The following is a 19,056-nucleotide window of genomic DNA, read 5'->3' as shown; positions in this document are numbered from 1 at the left end:
TGACGCGGTTCATTTTCTTGCCTCCGTCCGTTCCGCGAGCGCTTCTTCGGTGGTGCTGCTCAATGCGCTGCGAACCACCAATTGCTGGAGCGAGACAGGACTCAGATCCAGCCCCATGAGCTTGGCTTGTTCGCGCTGGCTGCCATCCAGCTTGGCCTTGATGGTGACGCTGGCCAGTGCGCCGAGGGCATCGCGGTGGATCACTTCTGCGGTGCCGACAAATTCCTGGACCTTGGCCGCATCTCCGGTCACCGTCACGGCACTGCCGCGCAGCTGCTCGGCGTCCGAGTCGATGACGATCCGTCCCTTGTCGATCACGATGACGTGTTCGAGCAGGTTGGCGACCTCGTCGATCAGGTGGCTGGAAAGCACGATGGTACGCGGGTATTCGGCGAAGTCCTCGACCAAGCGGTCGTAGAAGATCTGCCGCGCTACCGCGTCCAGGCCGAGATACGGTTCATCGAAGAAGGTGATTTCGGCTCGCGATGCCATGCCGATGATCACGCCTACCGCCGAGAGCTGTCCTCTGGAAAGCTTCTTGATCCTGCGCTTGATCGGCAAGTCGAATGCCTGGACCAGATCCTGGGCCAGCTGCTCATTCCAGTTCTCGAAGAACAGGGCTGCGGATTTGAAAGCCTGGAACACCTTGAAGTCATCCGGGTATTTCTGCGATTCGCGGATGAAGCAGATGCGTGCAAGGGTCGGATCATGCTCGAACGGATCGTGGCCGAAGATTTCGGCGGTGCCCTGCTGGGCATAGTTCTGGCCGGTCAGGATGGACATGAGCGTGGTCTTGCCCGCTCCATTGCGTCCAAGCAGCCCGTAGATCCGGTCTGGTTCCAGCTCCAGGGTGACGTTATCGAGCGCTCGCACATCCTTGTAGGTCTTGCTCAGCTCGCGTACCGCGATTGCTGCCGTTCGTGACATGTCGTTCCTCCCCGCTTAGTTGAGATGTTTCAAGAATCCGAACCGGATTCGATCATGGCGACCAGTTCTTCAAGGCCGATGCCCAGCTTGGCCGCTTCGGCGGTCAGTGGCGTGATGTATTGCTGTTGGAATTTCTCGCGGCGTTGTTCCCGCAGCCGCCGTGGTGCGTCTTTGGTGACGAACATGCCGATCCCCCGCTTCTTGTAGAGCAGCCCGTCTTCCACCAGCCGATTGATGCCCTTGGCTGCGGTGGCCGGATTAATCCGGTAGAAGGCCGCGAATTCATTGGTTGATGGAACTTGCGCTTCTTCAGCTAGAACTCCGGAGATGATGTCATTCTCAATCAGCTCAGCAATCTGCAAGAAGATCGGTTTTGAATCATCAATCATGCTGGCTCCTCTCCGGTTCAGGCCCACCGGTTAGTTAGTGGGTTAGTTACTCATGTAACTAACCATAGAACCTACGAGCGACTCCGCACAAGAGCCGAATGCCAAGAATTTGCGCGGCAGATCGGGAAACCAAACTGTCCGCCACCGGCCCTATGCTGAAACCAATTAGCGAAGCCCGCTGCGCGAGCACGCTGAAGATGTTGCATTCACACCAGTGAACACCGAATTGGAACTTTCAGACCAGGCCAATTCAAGGAGCTTTCGAAACCTGGAACCAGCAGGTGCCGAAGGCGAACATTTTGCCGGATCTGATCAAAAAAATATTGCTCGCACGCGCGGAATCCACTGGCAACCCACGTGCCGCAGTCCTTTATGGGAGGGACCATGCAGGATTTTTTCAATAGCCTTGACGCTCCAGATCCAGTCCTCGGATCACTTGACCGCCGGGTTCTGCTTGAACTGCACAAAGCGCTTTTCCCCGATTGCACCGATGAAGAGGTGACGCAGGCAACCCGTCGCGAATTGATCGACTTGATCCGCAATTCGCGTCGTGAGCCCGGACGGGTTTCTGGATACGAGGGTCAGGGTTACCCGTTGCGCCGCCGGCATCCTCAGGTCATCAACCCTGGCTTGTTCGCTGGATCCAACGATCACGCGGTTTACTGGTGCCGCCAGCAAAACCCGTTGGCTTCCGCGGCGGCGCTTGCACGCGGCGATGAAGACTTCGAGTGGAGTTTGCGCCATCCGCTGAAGCCAGGAGATCTAATCGTGACGGCTTTGGAAAGCTCTCCGCCGTTGATCGTGAGCCTGGAAGTTATCGAAGAGGATGAGAACGAGGAGATCACCTATCGGAACCTGGCGATCTTCTCGGATCCCATTTCAGTGATTGACGCCCAGCACCGGATCGGAGCGCAGCTTCCGCGACGCTCACAGTATCTGAAGCAGCCTTTGGCCGAAAAACTGCTAGAGAGCATGGGTGCGCTCATTGCCGATCCCCGCCCGATCTTCATCACCGCCGGGCCTTGCGATGCACTGCAGTCTGCGCAGGCAAATGAGGTTCTCTCAGTTCTGGCCACGCTCCAGAAGGGTTCGCCATGGGAACAGCTGGAATGCCGAATCTGCGATCGGGAGATCCTCGATGAGCCCGAGGCCCACCTGCCGCATGTGGATCAGCACGGCTTGCGCTGGGAGATCCAGGAGCATGTCGACGAGGCGGTGCTGATGTGCAGCGACTGCCACGACATGGCCCACCAGCCAACTCTGCAGCAGCTCCGGAACTATGCCAGGCCAGCGTGCCCGAAGTGCGGGGAACGCAATCCGCGCCAGATCATCTGGGGCATGCCCGCCTTCATTCCCGACCCCGACGATTTCGTGGTGGCCGGCTGCGTACTGCCCATGGGGCCGATGGCGCAGTGGGAATGCCGCGCCTGCAGCTCTCGATACCTCGTGGCCGATGCCGGTGAGCTGGCCTACCCGGAACTGATGGTGCACCACGAATAGTTTCTGGTGATGAAACCACGAATGCCAGCGAATACAATTCAGGATTTGCTGGCATTCGTGTTCTGTCCAGAGCTCGGAAGCTACTTGGCCAAGGCCTTGCCTACCGCATCAATGATCGCCGGCAGAAGCGCTGCAAAGGCACGAGCGCGATGCGAGATCGCGTTCTTCTCTTCCGCAGTGTGCTCGGCCATCGTCTTGCCGGCACCGGCAGGTTCGAAGATCGGATCATACCCAAAGCCATGCTCGCCCGAACGCTCGGTGCGCAGCACGCCCTGGACCTTGCCCAGCTCCACGTGCTCCTCGCCCTGCGGGGTAGCCAGTGCGGCAGCGCAGACGAACTGCGCACCGCGGTGCTCTGCGGCGATATCGCCAAGCTGGCCAAGCAGCAGGTCGATATTCGCTTCGTCATTGCCGTGCACGCCGGACCAGCGCGCGGAGAAGATCCCCGGCGCTCCCCCGAGCACGTCCACGCTCAGGCCCGAGTCGTCAGCCAAGGCCACCAACCCGGTGGAGCCCGAGATTTCCCGGGCCTTCTTCAGTGCATTGCCTTGGAAGGTGACCTGGTCTTCAACCGGATCGCCGGCCCCTGCGGTGGCCGCATCAACGACCTGGGTGTCGACATCCAGGCCCGGCACCTGCCCGCGCAGCAGTTCACGCAGCTCGCGCAGCTTTCCCTGGTTGCGCGAAGCGAGGACCAGAACCGGTTTGCTCATTTGGTGCTGCCCAGGGTTTCGCGCTGGATTTCGGCCAGCTCGCTGGTTCCGCCCAGGGCCAGATCCAGCAGCGCATCCAGTTCCGCGCGCTTGAAGGGAACGCCTTCGGCGGTGCCCTGGACCTCGACGAAGTCGCCGGAGCCGGTGACCACGACGTTCATGTCGGTCTCGGCGCGGACATCTTCCTCGTACGGCAGATCCAGCATCGGGGTGCCATCGATGATGCCAACGGAGATCGCGGCGACCGAATCGGTGAGCACCTTCGCGTTCTGCTTCACGATGCCCTGCGAGGTCGCCCAGGCGATGGCTTCTGCCAGTGCCACGTATGCACCGGTGATGGCTGCGGTGCGGGTACCGCCGTCGGCCTGCAGCACGTCGCAGTCCAGCACGATGGTGTTCTCGCCCAGTGCCTTGGTGTCCACCACGGCACGCAGCGAGCGGCCGATCAGGCGGGAGATCTCGTGGGTGCGGCCCGAGAGCTTGCCCTTGACCGATTCGCGGGAGTTCCGGGTATTGGTGGCACGGGGCAGCATTGCATATTCTGCGGTGACCCAGCCGGTACCCTGGCCCTTGAGCCAGCGTGGCACGCCTTCGGTGAAGGATGCGGTGCACAGCACGCGGGTATTGCCGAATTCGATCAGTGCCGAACCTTCGGCCTGGGCGGACCAGCCGCGGGTAATGGTAATGTCTCGAAGTTGCGCGGCTCCTCGGCCGTCAGCGCGTAAAGTCATGCTTCCATCCTAACCACGCGGGCACCTCGATCCGTACGGGCGAGCCCGCGAGTTACGGTGAAATACGCCTCGCGGCGCACCGCTGGAGGCTAGTGCGGATGCACTACCACGCAGCAGCGGCCAGGGCGCGGGCTCAGCTCAGCTAGGCCGCAGTCCATCTGGCATCCTTCCAAGGCACCGGAAACCAGCTGCAAATTCATCGAGCAGACCAATTGGGTCTGGTGCTGCGCGACCATGTGGAAGGGGCAGTTTCCCATGGTGATCTCGCCTTGGGCATCGGCTTGCGGCTCGTAGCCCAACTCATCGAGGAGCGGGAGCAGTTCTCCGCTGCCCTGTCCGAGGCTCTTCCCCTCTTCGCGTGCGGCCTGGTGCAGCGCCTTGAGCACGACCCCGGAGGCATCAGCGCTGGCCGCGTTGGCCAGCAGGCTGCCTAAGAGGCGGTAGTTGCGCGCTGGCAAGCTCACCGACACTTCTTCCTGGGCCAGCGCGTTGACCTGTCCAAGCTTGCAGATGCCTCGACTCCGCTGGCAGAGCTGCAATAGGCCGGCGGCAAGGGGCCAGGTATTGACTCTTGCTTGGCGCCCTCAAGGCACGGCATGGACAAAAGGACATCGGCCAGCAAAACTGCTGGCCGATGTCCTATGCACAACTACCGCGTGCTACCGCTTGCGCTTGAGCAGCGGGAATTTGCGGGTCTTCTCGTATTTGATGGTCGGCATGGTGCCGGTCAAGGTCTTCAGGTAGTCCGATCCGCGCTCCCCCTTGAACAAGGCCGGATCCTTCTCGTCCTTCAAGCTGCCCGAGTACACCCCGTAGGTCACCCCGGAAACCGCTACGGCAATTCCGCCGTCGTAGACTTCCTTGGCTTCCTCGACGACCTTGTTGATGTCGGTCCATACCGGGATATGGGTCAGCAGCATGCGCTCGGCACCGGCCGCGGCCGCTGCTTCGCCGGCACGCTTGCCGGTCAGGTGCACCCCGTCGATGTGGTCATCGCGGCCCTCTTCAAAGGCCGCTTCGCACAGGAACATGTCCGCACCGCGGGCAGCTTCGACCAAGCTGTCGCAGGAATCGGTATCCCCCGAGTAGGTCAGCACACTGGTGAGCAGTTCCCCGTCAGGGCCCGGCTCGTGGGCTTCCACGCGCAGCGCGTAGGCTTCCTTGATCGGATGGCGCACCGGGTAAGGGGTGATGGTGAATGGACCGATATTCACCGGCTTCAACGATTTCCAGACCTGGAAGTCGTAGTCCTTGGCCATGGTGTCGCCATCAGGCAGGGAGTAGGCCGTCTCAATGCGCTCGGCGGTATCTTCGGGACCATGCACCAGCATCCGATCCCTGCCCCAGCCAGTGGGATCCCAGCGGATCGCCACGTGCAGGCCGCACAAGTCCATGCAGTGATCCGGGTGCAGATGGGAAATCATGATCCCATCGATGTCTTTCAAATCGGTGTAACGCTGAAGCACGCCCAACGCGCCGGAACCCAGATCCAGCAGGATCTTCCAGTCGCGGGTGCCATCAAAGGCCGTCACCAAGTAGCAGGACGCGGGTGATCCCGGACCTGGGAATGACCCGGTGCATCCAATGATGGTCAGCTTCATTCGTTACTCGCTTTCGACGCGGCAATCATTTGCGGGGTAATTCGCGCAATCGCTCCGGTCGGATAGTGGGCGGCTACATGGTCCACGTGACGCACCTGCAACACCTCTGGTCCGAGGAATCGGCGCGCCAGTACACCAAAACTATCAGCGTTGCCTGTGGCTAGGAACTCATGACGCGCCGCGGCTCCGTCGTTGCGGACCAATGAATGCCGTGTTAGCGCGCGGAAAACGTCCTTCGCGGTTTCTTCGGCGCTGGAGACCAAAGTGACCGAATCCCCCATGACGTAGGAGATGACACCGGTCAGCAACGGGTAGTGCGTGCATCCCAGAACCAATGTGTCCACCTGCGCAGCCTGCAACGGCGCCAGGTATTCCTGCGCGATTTCCAGCAGCTCGGCACCGGCGGTAATGCCCGATTCCACGAACTCGACAAACCGCGGGCAGGCCACGGTGGATACCTGCAGATTCGGGGCTGCGGCGAAGGCATCCTCGTAGGCACGCGAGCCGACAGTTGCCTGCGTGCCGATAATGCCGATTTTCCCGTTCTTGGTTCCGGCGACCGCTCGGCGCACTGCCGGCTGGATGACCTCGACCACGGGGATGCCATAGCGTGCGGTGTAGCGTTCGCGGGCATCGCGCAAGACGGCGGCAGAGGCCGAGTTGCAGGCGATCACCAGCAGCTTCACCCCGCCATCCACCAATTCATCCATCACACCCAGGGCGTTGGCGCGCACCTGGGCAATGGGCAAAGGGCCATAGGGAGAATTGGCGGTATCCCCGACATAGACCAAGGATTCGCCTGGCAGCTGGTCGATGATGGCGCGGGCTACGGTCAGTCCGCCAACGCCGGAGTCGAAAATGCCAATGGGTGTATTGGCTTCCGGAGCCGAGACCTGGCCGGTAGCAAAATAGGAATTCACGTGCTTAGAACTCCGCATCCATCAATGCGCTCATCAAGGTATCGAGCACCCATGAGATCAGGTTGTACACCAAAGACATGTATTCTTCGGGAGTCTGGACCTCAGAAGCATCCAGCACCTGTGCGACGCGAGCCGAATCGGCTTCATCGCGGATCTCCAGACGTTCGGCAAGCACCAGGCGCACGTCGTTCAGTGCCTGGGCGAAACGGGTCGCGCTGTGCTGGTCCAGAACCAGCTTGTCGGTCTCCAGCAGCAGCTGGGCTTCGCGCAGGCGGCCGATCTTCTGCGCAATCAGATCCGCTTCGCTCAAGCGGCGGTGTTCGGCGGCCACCGCGGCATCGTCACTGGCATTGGGCAGCAGCTTGGCCAGCGCAGGATCAGAGATTTCAGGCAGATCCATGGACTCGGGCCGCATGCCGGTCAGGGCGTAGAGCGGATCCAGGTTTTCGGGAAGCTGATGCAGCTGCGCGCGCTCGTCGAGCATCGCAATGACATCATTGAACAGTTCGCGAATCAGTTTGCGCTCGGCAGAGTGCAGGGTTCCGGTAATGCCCTTGGAACCGTTCTTGAAGGCTTTCGCCACGCTTAGGCCCCCTGGGTCATCGTTGCGTTCAGGCCGAACCCGTGCATCGCCTGCACATCGGATTCGATGGCTTCGCGGCTGCCGCTGCGCACCGTGCAGAAGCCGTCATGGTGCACCTGCAGCATGAGCTTCTCGGCTTTTTCCGGGCTGAAACCAAAGTAGGAACGGAAGACGTAGGCCACATAGCTCATCAAGTTCACCGGATCATTCCACACGATCAAGCGCCATGGCTTGTCTTGGGATTCCAGGGTTTCAAATTCGGAAATTACATCGGGCATTGCGGTCATGAGCTCCATTTTACGCGCGGAACCTGAATGCAACACCGAACCGGGTAAATATCACCTTGAGCGTGAGCCGTTATACAGTAAAACCGGTCTGCTTTCACAAGCAGCCTCACTTCAGGCCTTTTTCGATCACCAGGAGCGTCACATTGCGCACCAGTCTCTTCACCGACCATTATGAGCTGACCATGCTTCAGGCAGCATTGGGATCCGGTGCCGCGCATCGCCCTTCCGTCTTCGAGGCGTTCGCCCGCCGCTTGCCCGATGGCCGGCGCTACGGCGTGGTCGCGGGTACTGGCCGCATGCTCGAAGGATTGGCGGACTTCCGCTTCGATGACCAGCAGCTGCGCTACCTCAGCGACAACAAGGTGGTCAACGCCGAAACCATCAAGTACCTGGAGAACTTCCGCTTTAGCGGCAACATCTCCGGCTATGCCGAAGGCGAGCTGTACTTCCCGAATTCGCCGCTGCTGACCGTGGAGTCCACCTTCGCTGAAGCCTGCGTGATTGAAACCTACCTCCTGTCGATCATGAACCATGACTCGGCCATCGCTTCGGCTGCTTCACGCATGATCGCTTCGGCCGGCGAGCGCCCCTGCATTGAAATGGGCTCGCGCCGCACCCACGAGGAATCAGCGGTAGCCGCTGCCCGTGCCGCCATGATTGCCGGATTCAGCTCCACCTCCAACCTTGAGGCCGGAGCACGCTACGGCCTGAAGACCGTGGGCACCTCGGCCCACTCCTTCACCTTGCTGCACGACACCGAGCGCGCCGCATTCGAAGCGCAGATCGCCTCGCTGGGCAAGGACACCATCTTGCTGGTGGACACCTACGATGTCGAGCAGGGCGTGCGCACCGCCGTCGAGGTTGCCGGCCCAGAGCTGGGCGGGGTCCGCTTGGACTCCGGCGACCTGGTGCAGCAGGCCGGCTGGGTCCGCGAGCTGCTTGATGATCTGGGCAATTGGAACACCAAGATCACCGTGACCTCGGATCTCGATGAGTACGCCATTGCCGCCCTGGCCAGCGCCCCGGTTGATTCCTATGGCGTGGGCACCGCATTGGTGACCGGCTCGGGCCATCCGACCGCGTCCATGGTGTACAAGCTCGTTGCCCGCCAGGATGATGCGGGCCAGTGGATTCCGGTGGCCAAGGCTGCGGCGAACAAGGCCAGCGTGGGTGGCCGCAAGTATGCGGTCCGCCAGCTCAACGACCGCAACCGTGCGATGGCTGAAGTCATCTCCACTTCCGAGCACACCACCGGCGGCCCGGAGCGCGATCTGGTGGTTCCGCTGGTCCGCAATGGCGAGATCGACCAGTCCTACGTGGGGGCCGCTGGCGTCAAGCGCGCCACCGAACGCCACTACGCATCGATCCAGGAGCTGCCTGGAGTTGCACGCAAGATGCAGCGTGGTGAACCGGTCATCCCGACCGTCATGATCCAGGGCTAAGCAAACACACGAAAAACTCAGCTGCAGACCGTAGGATCCAGATTCAAGGATTCTGCGGTCTGCAGTTTTCCAAGGTCTACTCTCCCCTAGCCAAGGAGGCAGCGATGAGCACAGCCCTGTTGATTATTGATGTCCAACCAGACTTCTGCGAAGACGGCGCACTTGCTGTGGCCGGCGGCAATGCCGTCGCTGCCGCCATTGCCGCTGACGTAGCCGAACGCAAGGGTTCCTACTCGGCAATCGTCACCACCCAGGACTGGCACATCGAGCCAGGAGATCATTTCTCCGAAAACCCGGACTTCATTGATTCGTGGCCGGTGCACTGCGTGGCGGGAACCCCGGGCGCGGCCTTGCATCCGCACATCGCCGGCCTCGCGGTGGATGCGCATTTCGCCAAGGGACGGTTCACCGCGGCGTATTCCGGTTTCGAAGCCAGGCAACTGGATCCCACAGCTGATAAGGCGGATGAAAGCGGAGAGCTGCTCGGTCTTTGGCTGAAGCCCAAAGGCATCACTGCTGTTGATCTCGTTGGCCTGGCCGCTGATCACTGTGTGAAGGCTACGGCCCTGGATGCCGTGCAAGCGGGCTTTGCCACCACGGTGATTTCTCCGCTGACCGCGGCGGTGTCCCCGCAGGGCCTTCCAGCCGTGCACGATCAGCTGCGCGCCGCCGGCGTCACGGTGCTCTCCTTAGGCTAGGCTCGCGGCTCTCTGCCCGGCTGCCTCCGTGCGCCCCGGGACATGCATCCACCGGAGTCGCTGCACCTGCCGCTATAAGTTGCGTGGCGTCCTAGCCATTACGCCAGTGCGACGATCCGTCAGCTGGCCCTGCGACTGCATCGATTCCTAGATGCCCAACTGATGCGCTAGGGTCCTCGCAGGTCGCAGTGCCTTGGAAAAGTTGATGGAGCCACACCTTGGTGCGGCTTCATCAGCCAAAAACGATCACGCTACTTGCGCCCGACGAACCAATCCTGCAGCTTGTCGATGCGCGCCTGCAGCTGGTCAACAGTTGCCTGCGGAACGGCAGGACCGCCGCACACGCTGCGCAGCTTGTTGTGGATCTGGCCATGCGGGGTGCCGGTGCGTGCCGCCCAGGCCGAGACGTTCTTGGACAGCTTGGTGCGCAGTTCCATCATGAGGCGGTGATCGGAGACCGGTGCCGGCTTGGTCGCGCCTTTGGAAATCTGCTTGTTCTGCTGCTTGCGCAGCAGCTCGGAAACCTGCTCGGTATCCAGCAGGCCCGGGATCCCGAGGAAGCCCAGCTCCTCTTCACTGCCGATATCGGCGCCGGTGCCGAACTCGCCACCATCGAAGAGTACGCGGTCGAAGGAAGCTTGGGAGTTCAGGGCTTCGAACTTATTGCGCGTCAGCTCGTCGCTGGCCTTGTCTTCCTTGTTCGCCGCTTCCAGCAGCGAATCATCCAGCCCGTCCTCGTCCTTGGAGCCTTCTCGGTCCAATGCGTGGTCGCGCTCGACTTCCATTTCATTGGCCAGGGCCATCAGGATCGGCACCGAAGGCAGGAAGACGCTGGCTACTTCCCCGCGCTTGCGGCTACGCACGAAACGGCCTACTGCCTGGGCGAAGAACAAGGGAGTCGAGGTAGAAGTCGCATAGACACCCACGCACAGGCGCGGAACGTCCACGCCTTCGGACACCATGCGCACCGCAACCATCCAGCGCGCTTCGGATTCGGAGAAATCGTCGATCTTCTGCGATGCCTTGGGGTCATCGGAAAGAATGGTGGTGACCTTCTCGCCGCAGATGGCCTCAAGCTGGGCAGCGTACCCGCGCGCATCCTCGTGGTCCGTGGCGATGATCAGCCCACCGGCATCCTTCACGGTGCGGCGGACCTCGGAGAGGCGGCGGTCAGCAGCTTGCAGCACCGAAGGAATCCAGTCGCCATGCGGATCCAGCGCGGTGCGCCAGGCATGGGCGGTGACATCCTTGGTGAAGCCTTCGCCGAGGTTTGCTTCCATCTCTTCGCCGGCAGAGGTGCGCCATCGCATATTGCCAGAATAGGCCATGAACAGCACCGGGCGGACCACGTGGTCGGCCAGGGCGCTGCCGTAGCCGTAGGTGTAATCGGCTTTGGAACGGCGGATGCCATCGCCCTCGTCCACGTACTGCACGAAAGGAATCGGGGCGGCATCGGAACGGAATGGCGTACCAGTCAGTGCCAGGCGGCGGGTTGCCGGTTCGAAGGCCTCGCGGATGCCGTCGCCCCAGGACAGTGCATCACCGGCGTGGTGGACCTCATCCATGATTACCAAGGTGCGTGCGTCCTCGGTTTTGGCCCGGTGAACCGCTGGCTTCAGCGCCACCTGGGCATAGGTCACCACCACACCCATGTAATGCGAGCCGTGGCGGCCATCCGAGTTCTTGTAATTGGGGTCCAAGGAAATACCCACACGAGCTGCTGCATCCGCCCACTGTTTTTTCAGGTGGTCGGTAGGCGCAACAACGATCAAGCGGTTGATCTTGCCCGAATCGATCAGAACCTTGGCCAGACGCAACGCGAAGGTGGTTTTACCTGCACCAGGCGTTGCCACTGCCATGAAGTCCCGGGGCTCGGTATCGAAGTACAAGGCCAGCGCTTCGGCCTGCCAAGCACGCAGCTTCGGGCCGGTTCCCCATGCCGCACGTTCCGGGTACGCTACCGGAAGCTTGTCTTCTAGTGGAAGCTTGTCGCCAAAATCAAAGAGTGTCTCGGTCATTTACCTTTTCCCGGCCGCGTGCATTGTGTGAAGTAGTGCTGGTTGGTTCCAAGCACTACCCCATCAAGGAGTCGTAGACTTCCTTGCACTCGGGGCATACCGGGAACTTCTTCGGATCTCGGCCTGGCGTCCAGACCTTGCCGCACAGAGCGATCACTGGATCACCGGACAATGCCGATTCCATGATCTTCTCTTTCTGCACGTAATGCGCAAAGCGCTCATGATCTCCGGCCTCGACACTCTGGGTTGTCTCGGTACGTTCGATCGTGGCAGTGCCACCGCGGGTTTCTTCAGACTGTTCCACCATGCCTTCAAGTCTAATACGGATTGGCTTTTCTGTCCGTGCCCAAAGCATGGGAGGTTGTCCACATTGACTTTGCCTGCAGCCCCTGCAGGGCCTCGAAGCGAAATTTGTTTTCACAAGTCAACAGTCAACTTCGAGCTAATTTGTTAGCCCGTGGCAGCTCTTACTTGGCTGATATTCCGACCTTTCAGTGCGACACGGCCAATATCCTGTGAACCTCCACGCACCGGCCACATGCAAAAGGCCGCCGGCCAGGAATCCACTTCCTGACAGGCGGCCGGCATCCCACAGCATTGGGCTTTGGCTACTTGTTGAGCATGACCGCTTGCATCAGTTCCGGGGTGCGCTTCTCGTACCACTTGCCACCCAGCGCAATACCGCCGAGCAACAGCAGAACGCCCAGGACCAGGCCAGCACCCAAGGTGATGAAACCAAGGGACTGCGAGTGCTGAACCCAGCCGATCACGTACGGAATGAGCACCGGGATCAGCAGCAGGCCCATGACCAGCATGGTGAGAATCTGGGTCAATGCCACGCGCAGGCCATTACCCGGAGGGGTCTTCATCGGGTTATCTCCCGGCAGCGGTACCGAGTAGGTGTAGCGGGCCGAAGCCACCGAGGAAACACCCAGCGCAATGAGCAGGGCGGCCAAGGACAGCCCCAAGTCCCCCGGGATGCGCCAGAAGGAACCGGTAATGAGCCCCGGCATAATAGCCGCCGCGAGGACCGGGATAATAGCAACCAGGAAACAAGACAGTGCTCGTCCAGCACGATCAGCCCGGCCGGAAATACCGGTCAATGCGTGCAGCGCGAAGGCCGTATTGTCATAGGAAATATCTGCTGAAATCGCGAATCCCATGAGAATGCCGATCATTGGGCCCAGCACGTACATCATCGCGTAGCTGCCCGTCTGATTGCCAGTGAACCAGAAGAGCAACGGTAGCATCGGCACGATGAGCACGCCAATGGCGTAGCGCGGATCCTTGAGCCAGTAGGTCAGTGCGCGCGCTGCCACCGCTCCGGTAGGAGTAGCCGGAAGAAGCTTGAAGAAGCCCAGCCCCTTCGCGGTGGCCGCACGCTGCTCAGGCGGCGGGGTGACCGTCGCCTTCGCCGTAGCGCGGGCCAGCAGCAAGTACAGTCCCCCAAGGTAGATCACTCCCAGCAACAGGTGAATGGCCATCTGCCCGTAGAGTCCGGCGGCAAAAGCACCGGGAACGGCGGCAAAGGCACCCAGCGGGGTGTAGCCCAGCACCGCGGCAATTGGGCTGACCCAGTCGCCCAGGCTCAGCGCTGCAGAGAACACCGAGGAGAGGATCGGACCCAAGCCCACGAGCACCACGAAAAGCAGCACGAAGGTCAATTCACGGAAGCGGCGCTTGGCGCGCAGCGCAGTAGCCATGATCACCAGATACTGGCACAGCAAGATCGCCATGACCGCAGTCGCGATAGCTGCCACCAGCGCCAGTGTCTGCGCCGCGGCATCCAAGCGCCACATCAGCGAGGCACCGATCAGGCCCACGATGGTCAGTGCCGCGGGGATCGAAATGAAGCCGGCGAGCACCAGTGCGGGACCCAAGGTCTTTTCCGGAATTCCAAAGTGCACGAAGCGCGAAGGTTCCAAGGTCAGATCAACACCGGTCAGCAGCGGCGGGACGATGGCCCAGGCAAGGACCACGGCCGAGCCGATCAGGGTGAAGATATCTGCCTGGAAGGGAATCTCACCGGCAGTGAACCAGACAGCGAGGGTCAGCATGACGATCATGCCCAGGGCATATAGCCCGCCGATGATCACACCAATGAGCTGGCCGATGGAGCGTTTGAAACCGTTGGCCAGCAGGCGCAGTTTCAGGCTTAGGACGTGCGCAACCATGAGAGCCCCTCGTTATTAGCGCGGCCGCCTACCAGATCGACAAAGCGATCTTCCAAGCTCTTGGAGCCGCGGACCTCATCCACAGTGCCCTGGGCCTTGAGCACGCCATCGGAAATCACGGCCACATGCGTGCACATGCGCTGGACCAGGTCCATCACGTGCGAGGAGACGATGACCGTACCTCCGAATTCGACATAGTTATTCAGGATGTCGCGGATGTTCGCGGCCGATACCGGGTCCACTGCTTCGAAAGGCTCATCCAGCACCAGCAGCTTTGGCGAGTGGATCATGGCCGTGGCCAGGGAAATCTTCTTGGTCATGCCGGCGGAATAATCCACTACCAGCTTGTCCCCATCGGAGACCAAATCCATTACGCGCAGCAGGTCTTCGGTGCGCTGGGCGACTTCTGCACGGTCCATGCCGCGCAATAGGCCGGAATAGGTCACCAACTGGCGTCCGGTGAGCCGGTCAAATTGGCGCACGCCATCAGCTAGGACACCCAAGGTGGCCTTGGCAGTCTGCGGATCAGCCCAGATGTCTACGCCGTTGACCAGCGCTTGGCCCGAGTCCGGACGCAGCAGTCCAGTGGCCATGGAGAGCATGGTGGTCTTGCCGGCGCCATTGGGTCCTACCAGCCCATAGAAGGACCCTGCTGGTACCTGCAGGCTGACGTTGTTTACGGCAATCTTGGCGCCGAATTGCTTGGCGAGACCCCGTAAGTCCAGTGCGATCTGATTCATATTTCAAGGCTAACAATGCCCCAAGTCAGATCGCATCATCCTTTGGAGTTAATCCTGAAGCCCAAAAACGCCGTGACCTGGCAAATGCCTAGGTCACGGCGTTGAAGTCATGTGCTTGCGCGTTGGAAGATCAGCCTAGAAGAGTACGCGGGCCAGCTTCTGCCGGGAGGCCGCTACACGCGGATCGTTGTTGCCGATCACTGCGTACAGTTCGATCAACCGGCGGCGCACGCGCTCGCGGTCCTCATCAGCCAGGCGCGAGATCAATGACACCAGACGCCCAAAGGCATCCTCAACATGTCCGCCCACCACGTCCAGATCTGCGACATCGAGCTGGGCTGCGATGTCATCAGGGTTCTGCGCGGCCTTTTCGCGGGACTTGGCCAAGTCCAGGTTGTGGGTGCGGGAAAGCAAACGAACCTGGTACACGCCAATCTGCGCATCCTTGTCGTTCGGCTTCTCCTTCAGCGCTTCCAGATACGCGGCTTCGGCAGCCGCGTAGTCACCAGCATCAATGGCATCCACAGCCTTTTGGTGCAGCGGCGGAAGTTCCGGTTCGCCCTGCTGGGCTTCCCCGGAGAAGGCTGGGGCGGTACCGCTCATGCCCTGTTGGACTGCGAGCTGCTCAAGCTGTGCGAAAACCTGGACAATCTGCTCTTCAGCGGCAGGACCCTGGAACAGCGGAACAGGCTGTCCCTTAATCAGGGCAACCACCATCGGAATCTGCTGCGCCTGGAACGCCTGGGCGATCTGCGGATAGGTTTCGGCATCCACCAGACCCAGGATGAATTTGCCGCCCTTGGCATCCACGAGCTTGCGCAGGGTTGCATCCAGGTCCACGGAGACCTGCACGCGAGGCGAACCGAGGGACACAATGGCAGGAACTTGCTGGGACATGCCAACGAACTGCTCGAACGCGCCCTGGTCCAGGTTGGTGGTCCAGCTCGCCGCAGCTGCCGGCGCGCTCTGGGTAGCCTCCGGACCCTGGTGAGCCAGAGCTGAAAGATCTACCGCACCGCGGGTTGAGGGAATGTTCTGGTCGGTCATGGGTATTAGTCAACTTCCTTCACATCGAGCAGGACCTGGCTTGCAGAGATCAGCTGGATCTTGTCCTTGGAGCCATCGGCTGGCAGGTAGAACATTACTGGTTCAGCGTAGGTGCTTTCCACATCGCCATTCGAGGAGCTCGAACCCAGCAGCTGTTCGGTCAGCTTATCCTTGCTCTCCAGCGGATCCGCATCTTCGGTGCGGATGAAGCGTGCCTTGTTGTTCAGCTTGCCGGTGACAATCGCTCCGCCATCAGGGGTGGAAACGACCTTGGTGTCCCCCTCGGTGACGCTGCGCTTGTAGGTCACCTTCGCTTCGTTGGCAGCCTTGGCTTCATCCTTCTGTGCCGAATGCACTGCAGCGATGAAGTCCGACTTGGCGAACTTGCTCTTTTCCTTGGCGCCGTCATCGCTGAGCACCTTGGCCAGTGCTTCCAATGCCTTCTCCGGGGTCATCTGCAGGCCCTTGGAATCAGCCTTCAGCTGGGTGGTGGATGGATCGCCCACTGCGATGCCTGGGAAGGTGGAGTTCGGCAGCATCTGCCCGGCGAAGACAACCTTGAAGTTATCGCGGGCGTTCTCCTGCACCAGGGTCAGTGCCTGTGGCAAGGTATCTGCGTCGTTGTTCTTCGCGGTGACTACGGAGATCACTCGCGGGAATTTCGCTTCGCTGGCGTTCGGCACTGCTGCGGAACGGATGACCTGGGTGGTCAGTGCCAGTGGCTTGTCTACCTTGAACTTTTCCTTGAGCATCTCGTAGCGCTTGTTGCGCAGGTACTTGAATGCCCCTGCACTGCGGGAGTCCAATGCCTTGGAGCTGGTCTTGTCATCTGCCTTGGAGATCTGTTCCTGGGCATCTGCAAGCACTCGCTTAAGCTGCTCTTCGGTGATCACCGGGAAGCTGGCGGTTTCTTCAACCGAGGAAGAAGCCGATGCGGAGCTCGATGCTTCTTCCGACTTCTTCTCATCCTCTGGCTTCTTGGAGTCATCGGATTTTTTGGCCTCATCGGACTTCTGGGCAGATTCCGACGGGTTGGCGCTGGAATCATCGCTTGGGGCCATAGGCAGCGAAACACCGGAGATCGCCAGCGCAAGAACGGCAGCGACTGCTACCGAGTGCTGGGTGTTCGTTCCGGTCTTAGGCTTTGCCGGGCGCATGATCAGCAGGGCCAGGCCGAAGACCAGCAGCACGGAGCCGGCAATGATCAAAGGCACGGCAAATGGCATGGCGTCATCGTTGGCGTAGGTTACCGAGATATCCACCGAAGCAGCATCCTTTCCACCTGCGGCCAGCAGCAGGGACCAGTCCCCGGTGTCTGGAGCAGTCCAGCGGTAAGTCATGGTCTTGTCAGCGGTCTGCGAGTCGAAGAAGATGTCAGCGCCAGCAGGGTTTGGCACTTCGCCCTTGCCCTTGGTGTATTCGGCGATCATCTTGTGGTTTTCGGTATCGATACCGGTCACCGACACATGCGCTGCATCGCCGATCCAGGCTGCGACGTCATAGTCGCGGCCCAAGGATGCGGTGAATTCGCCCTTCGCGGTAATCACCAGTTCCACTGGATCAAGCTTTGGGGAGTTGACCGAGGATTCAATCAGGGTCAGCGGTGCCTCATCAGTCAATTGCGGCATGTTCGCAGTGACCGTTTCGGGCGGAGCCCAAAAGGTCTTCTGTCCGATGCCGACTACCAGGGCCGCAGCCCCCAGCAGCATCGCGATCACGGAGATTACTTTTCGCACAGGTTCACCTATTCGCCTACGTCTCACAGCTGTTCTTTGACAAGTCTAACGAGTCCAAGCCAATCGTGGTTCCGTTCCATGCCTGTGAACTGGCTCAACAACCGAAGTCCACAGTGTCTTGAACCACTTAATAGTCACCTCCGCGCGATATGCTCTGACCCATGGAGCAAGATCAACCGCGCCCGCATCGCAATAAGCACGCGCCAGAGAAGAGTTTGGACGGTTCGGAGCACGCAGCCAAGCCAGCTGCTTCCGGGCAGGAATCCCCAGCGCATTCCCAGCCGCAGGAGGCAAATTCCCAGCCAGCGAGCCCAGCTTCTCCTGCTGCGCAGGTCCCGCGCTCCCCAGCTTCCACCTCCACGTCCAATGACGACGTGCGCGAAGGATGGACCAAGAAGATTGCCGGTAAAGTGGGCAAGATTCTCAATAACCCCCAGCACGCTCCAGCGCCCGGCGAGGAATCGGCCGCCCTCTTGGAAGGCTCCCCCGAACCGATCCCGGCGTTGCATCCAATCGCCATGGGCTTCTTGGGCACCATCGGTGTGGGCATTGCCTTAGGCGGCTTCTACCTGCTGACCAATGTCGGTTCGCTGATGACCTGGATTGCCATCGCGCTGTTCATCGCCTTGGGCCTTGATCCGATTGTGCGCTTCCTGATGCGCAGGGGCCTGTCCCGTCCGCTGGCCGTGGCCGCAACCATGGTCAGCCTGCTGGCGATCTTCGGCGGCTTCATGGCCCTGATCATCCCTACCCTGGTCAACCAGATCACCGCCTTCATCACCCGCGCTCCGGAAATCGTCGACGATTTCCTCAATAACGAATGGGTTGTGGAAATTGACCGGCAATATGCGGTCTCCGAGCGCATCATGACCGAAGTCGACCGTTTCTTTGGCGATTCCGGCGCGGTGACCAATGTCTTCGGCGGCGTACTGGGTGTCTCGCAGACCGTTGCCCAGTCCATGTTCGGCGTGCTGATCGTGCTGGTGCTGGCCATTTACTTCTTGGCTTCCCTGCCGGGCATGATGAGCTTCTCCCTGCGCCTGACCCCGCGCTCCAAGCGCGAGCGCGTCGCCGAGCTGACCATGCGCATTACCCGTTCGGTGGGCAACTACGTGATGGGCCAAGCCACGGTGGCGATACTGAACTGCCTGCTGGCCTTGATCCTGATGAGCATCCTGGGCGTTCCATTTACCGCCCTGCTCACCTTGCTGGTGGCGTTGCTGGCTTTCATCCCGCTGGTCGGCGGAGTCATCGCCGGGGTGCTGGTAACCCTGGTGACCTTGTCCTTGGGCTGGCAGACCGCCTTGATTTATGCGATCTGCTACTTCGGCTACCTGCAGATCGAGGCGTACTTCGTTTCGCCTCGCATCATGCGCCGCGCGGTGGCAGTACCGGGCGCCGTCGCCGTGATCTCGGTAATTGCCGGAGGCTCGCTGGCCGGGGTTACCGGCGCGCTGATGGCCATCCCGGTCGCAGCCAGCGCCATGATCTTGCTGCACGAAGTCTTCGTCGCACGGCAGGACCGCCGCTAGCAGTCGTACATAGCGTGA

18 protein-coding genes and 1 pseudogene are annotated in these 19,056 nt (G+C 60.7%); 4 read left to right on the top strand and 15 right to left on the bottom strand.

What is annotated here, in order from left to right; genetic code table 11:
* Positions 1-9: 9 nt before the first annotated feature.
* Positions 10-927 (bottom strand): ABC transporter ATP-binding protein, encoded by a 918-nt coding sequence (locus AB4Y71_RS08025; protein WP_134780457.1) that lies wholly within the window; start codon positions 925-927, stop codon positions 10-12.
* Between the two features lie 29 nt (positions 928-956).
* Positions 957-1,316, bottom strand: a complete 360-nt coding sequence (locus tag AB4Y71_RS08020) for a GntR family transcriptional regulator (protein ID WP_134780458.1) — start codon at positions 1,314-1,316, stop codon at positions 957-959.
* Between the two features lie 384 nt (positions 1,317-1,700).
* Between AB4Y71_RS08020 and AB4Y71_RS08015 the strand changes: the two genes are divergently transcribed.
* Positions 1,701-2,816 (top strand): hypothetical protein, encoded by a 1,116-nt coding sequence (locus AB4Y71_RS08015; RefSeq protein ID WP_441719377.1) that lies wholly within the window; start codon positions 1,701-1,703, stop codon positions 2,814-2,816.
* A gap of 80 nt (positions 2,817-2,896) precedes the next feature.
* Here AB4Y71_RS08015 and rdgB read toward each other — a convergent pair whose 3' ends face one another.
* The 7 genes and pseudogenes from rdgB to clpS all read right to left on the bottom strand — a co-directional run bounded on the left by rdgB (position 2,897) and on the right by clpS (position 7,651).
* Positions 2,897-3,529: an RdgB/HAM1 family non-canonical purine NTP pyrophosphatase gene (rdgB, locus tag AB4Y71_RS08010; protein ID WP_441674199.1), complete on the bottom strand. Its 633-nt coding sequence runs from the start codon at positions 3,527-3,529 to the stop codon at positions 2,897-2,899.
* On the bottom strand, positions 3,526-4,260 hold the full coding sequence (gene rph, locus AB4Y71_RS08005; RefSeq protein ID WP_013348647.1) for a ribonuclease PH: 735 nt from the start codon (positions 4,258-4,260) through the stop codon (positions 3,526-3,528). The genes rdgB and rph overlap by 4 nt, the downstream gene beginning before the upstream one ends.
* 89 nt (positions 4,261-4,349) lie before the next feature.
* Entirely contained in the window at positions 4,350-4,724 is a 375-nt protein-coding gene (locus AB4Y71_RS08000; RefSeq protein WP_134780461.1) for a hypothetical protein, read from the bottom strand.
* A 342-nt stretch (positions 4,725-5,066) separates the two neighbouring features.
* Positions 5,067-5,861: pseudogene (locus AB4Y71_RS07995) on the bottom strand (MBL fold metallo-hydrolase); the annotation flags it as partial.
* Complete coding sequence (murI, locus tag AB4Y71_RS07990) at positions 5,858-6,799, bottom strand: glutamate racemase (RefSeq protein WP_049862592.1); 942 nt, start codon at positions 6,797-6,799, stop codon at positions 5,858-5,860. The gene murI and the pseudogene AB4Y71_RS07995, both read right to left, overlap by 4 nt.
* Positions 6,786-7,364: a DUF2017 domain-containing protein gene (locus AB4Y71_RS07985; RefSeq protein WP_441719375.1), complete on the bottom strand. Its 579-nt coding sequence runs from the start codon at positions 7,362-7,364 to the stop codon at positions 6,786-6,788. Before AB4Y71_RS07985 ends, murI begins: the two co-directional genes overlap by 14 nt.
* Before the next feature lie 2 nt (positions 7,365-7,366).
* Complete coding sequence (clpS, locus tag AB4Y71_RS07980) at positions 7,367-7,651, bottom strand: ATP-dependent Clp protease adapter ClpS (RefSeq protein WP_102597905.1); 285 nt, start codon at positions 7,649-7,651, stop codon at positions 7,367-7,369.
* A gap of 182 nt (positions 7,652-7,833) precedes the next feature.
* Between clpS and AB4Y71_RS07975 the strand changes: the two genes are divergently transcribed.
* A complete protein-coding gene (locus AB4Y71_RS07975) occupies positions 7,834-9,093 on the top strand; it encodes a nicotinate phosphoribosyltransferase (RefSeq protein ID WP_441720568.1) in 1,260 nt (419 codons plus the stop codon).
* A 104-nt stretch (positions 9,094-9,197) separates the two neighbouring features.
* Positions 9,198-9,791, top strand: a complete 594-nt coding sequence (locus AB4Y71_RS07970) for an isochorismatase family protein (protein WP_441719374.1) — start codon at positions 9,198-9,200, stop codon at positions 9,789-9,791.
* 251 nt (positions 9,792-10,042) lie between these two features.
* Here AB4Y71_RS07970 and AB4Y71_RS07965 read toward each other — a convergent pair whose 3' ends face one another.
* From AB4Y71_RS07965 to AB4Y71_RS07940, 6 genes are all read right to left on the bottom strand, one after another.
* Positions 10,043-11,809, bottom strand: a complete 1,767-nt coding sequence (locus AB4Y71_RS07965) for a DEAD/DEAH box helicase (protein WP_013348640.1) — start codon at positions 11,807-11,809, stop codon at positions 10,043-10,045.
* Positions 11,810-11,864: 55 nt separating this feature from the next.
* Positions 11,865-12,116, bottom strand: coding sequence for a DUF3039 domain-containing protein (locus AB4Y71_RS07960; RefSeq protein ID WP_102597906.1), 252 nt, complete (start codon positions 12,114-12,116; stop codon positions 11,865-11,867).
* A gap of 301 nt (positions 12,117-12,417) precedes the next feature.
* Positions 12,418-13,983 (bottom strand): transporter, encoded by a 1,566-nt coding sequence (locus AB4Y71_RS07955; RefSeq protein WP_441719371.1) that lies wholly within the window; start codon positions 13,981-13,983, stop codon positions 12,418-12,420.
* Positions 13,965-14,723 (bottom strand): ABC transporter ATP-binding protein, encoded by a 759-nt coding sequence (locus AB4Y71_RS07950; RefSeq protein WP_441719368.1) that lies wholly within the window; start codon positions 14,721-14,723, stop codon positions 13,965-13,967. Before AB4Y71_RS07950 ends, AB4Y71_RS07955 begins: the two co-directional genes overlap by 19 nt.
* A 135-nt stretch (positions 14,724-14,858) precedes the next feature.
* Positions 14,859-15,770 (bottom strand): co-chaperone YbbN, encoded by a 912-nt coding sequence (locus AB4Y71_RS07945; protein ID WP_441719365.1) that lies wholly within the window; start codon positions 15,768-15,770, stop codon positions 14,859-14,861.
* A gap of 5 nt (positions 15,771-15,775) precedes the next feature.
* Positions 15,776-17,506 (bottom strand): hypothetical protein, encoded by a 1,731-nt coding sequence (locus tag AB4Y71_RS07940; protein ID WP_441719362.1) that lies wholly within the window; start codon positions 17,504-17,506, stop codon positions 15,776-15,778.
* Positions 17,507-17,667: 161 nt separating this feature from the next.
* On the opposite strand from AB4Y71_RS07940, the gene AB4Y71_RS07935 reads away from it, so the two are divergent.
* Entirely contained in the window at positions 17,668-19,038 is a 1,371-nt protein-coding gene (locus AB4Y71_RS07935; RefSeq protein WP_441719360.1) for an AI-2E family transporter, read from the top strand.
* The last annotated feature ends 18 nt before the right edge of the window (positions 19,039-19,056 follow it).

It is taken from the genome of Glutamicibacter sp. MCAF14 (assembly GCF_052114325.1).
Classification (GTDB): domain Bacteria; phylum Actinomycetota; class Actinomycetes; order Actinomycetales; family Micrococcaceae; genus Glutamicibacter; species Glutamicibacter arilaitensis.
The sequence above is the reverse complement of the archived record's forward strand: the minus strand, read 5'-3'. Positions and strand labels throughout refer to the sequence as shown.

Excerpts from the sequence above, each read along its gene's own strand:
- AB4Y71_RS07975 (WP_441720568.1), top strand. The coding sequence starts at position 7,834 with ATGCTTCAGGCAGCATTGGGATCCGGTGCCGCGCATCGCCCTTCCGTC.
- AB4Y71_RS07955 (WP_441719371.1), bottom strand. The coding sequence starts at position 13,983 with ATGGTTGCGCACGTCCTAAGCCTGAAACTGCGCCTGCTGGCCAACGGT.
- AB4Y71_RS07965 (WP_013348640.1), bottom strand. The coding sequence starts at position 11,809 with ATGACCGAGACACTCTTTGATTTTGGCGACAAGCTTCCACTAGAAGAC.
- murI (WP_049862592.1), bottom strand. The coding sequence starts at position 6,799 with ATGCGGAGTTCTAAGCACGTGAATTCCTATTTTGCTACCGGCCAGGTC.
- AB4Y71_RS07960 (WP_102597906.1), bottom strand. The coding sequence starts at position 12,116 with ATGGTGGAACAGTCTGAAGAAACCCGCGGTGGCACTGCCACGATCGAA.
- AB4Y71_RS07950 (WP_441719368.1), bottom strand. The coding sequence starts at position 14,723 with ATGAATCAGATCGCACTGGACTTACGGGGTCTCGCCAAGCAATTCGGC.
- AB4Y71_RS08025 (WP_134780457.1), bottom strand. The coding sequence starts at position 927 with ATGTCACGAACGGCAGCAATCGCGGTACGCGAGCTGAGCAAGACCTAC.
- AB4Y71_RS07935 (WP_441719360.1), top strand. The coding sequence starts at position 17,668 with ATGGAGCAAGATCAACCGCGCCCGCATCGCAATAAGCACGCGCCAGAG.
- rdgB (WP_441674199.1), bottom strand. The coding sequence starts at position 3,529 with ATGAGCAAACCGGTTCTGGTCCTCGCTTCGCGCAACCAGGGAAAGCTG.
- AB4Y71_RS08020 (WP_134780458.1), bottom strand. The coding sequence starts at position 1,316 with ATGATTGATGATTCAAAACCGATCTTCTTGCAGATTGCTGAGCTGATT.
- AB4Y71_RS08015 (WP_441719377.1), top strand. The coding sequence starts at position 1,701 with ATGCAGGATTTTTTCAATAGCCTTGACGCTCCAGATCCAGTCCTCGGA.
- clpS (WP_102597905.1), bottom strand. The coding sequence starts at position 7,651 with ATGACCGCAATGCCCGATGTAATTTCCGAATTTGAAACCCTGGAATCC.
- rph (WP_013348647.1), bottom strand. The coding sequence starts at position 4,260 with ATGACTTTACGCGCTGACGGCCGAGGAGCCGCGCAACTTCGAGACATT.
- AB4Y71_RS07945 (WP_441719365.1), bottom strand. The coding sequence starts at position 15,770 with ATGACCGACCAGAACATTCCCTCAACCCGCGGTGCGGTAGATCTTTCA.
- AB4Y71_RS07970 (WP_441719374.1), top strand. The coding sequence starts at position 9,198 with ATGAGCACAGCCCTGTTGATTATTGATGTCCAACCAGACTTCTGCGAA.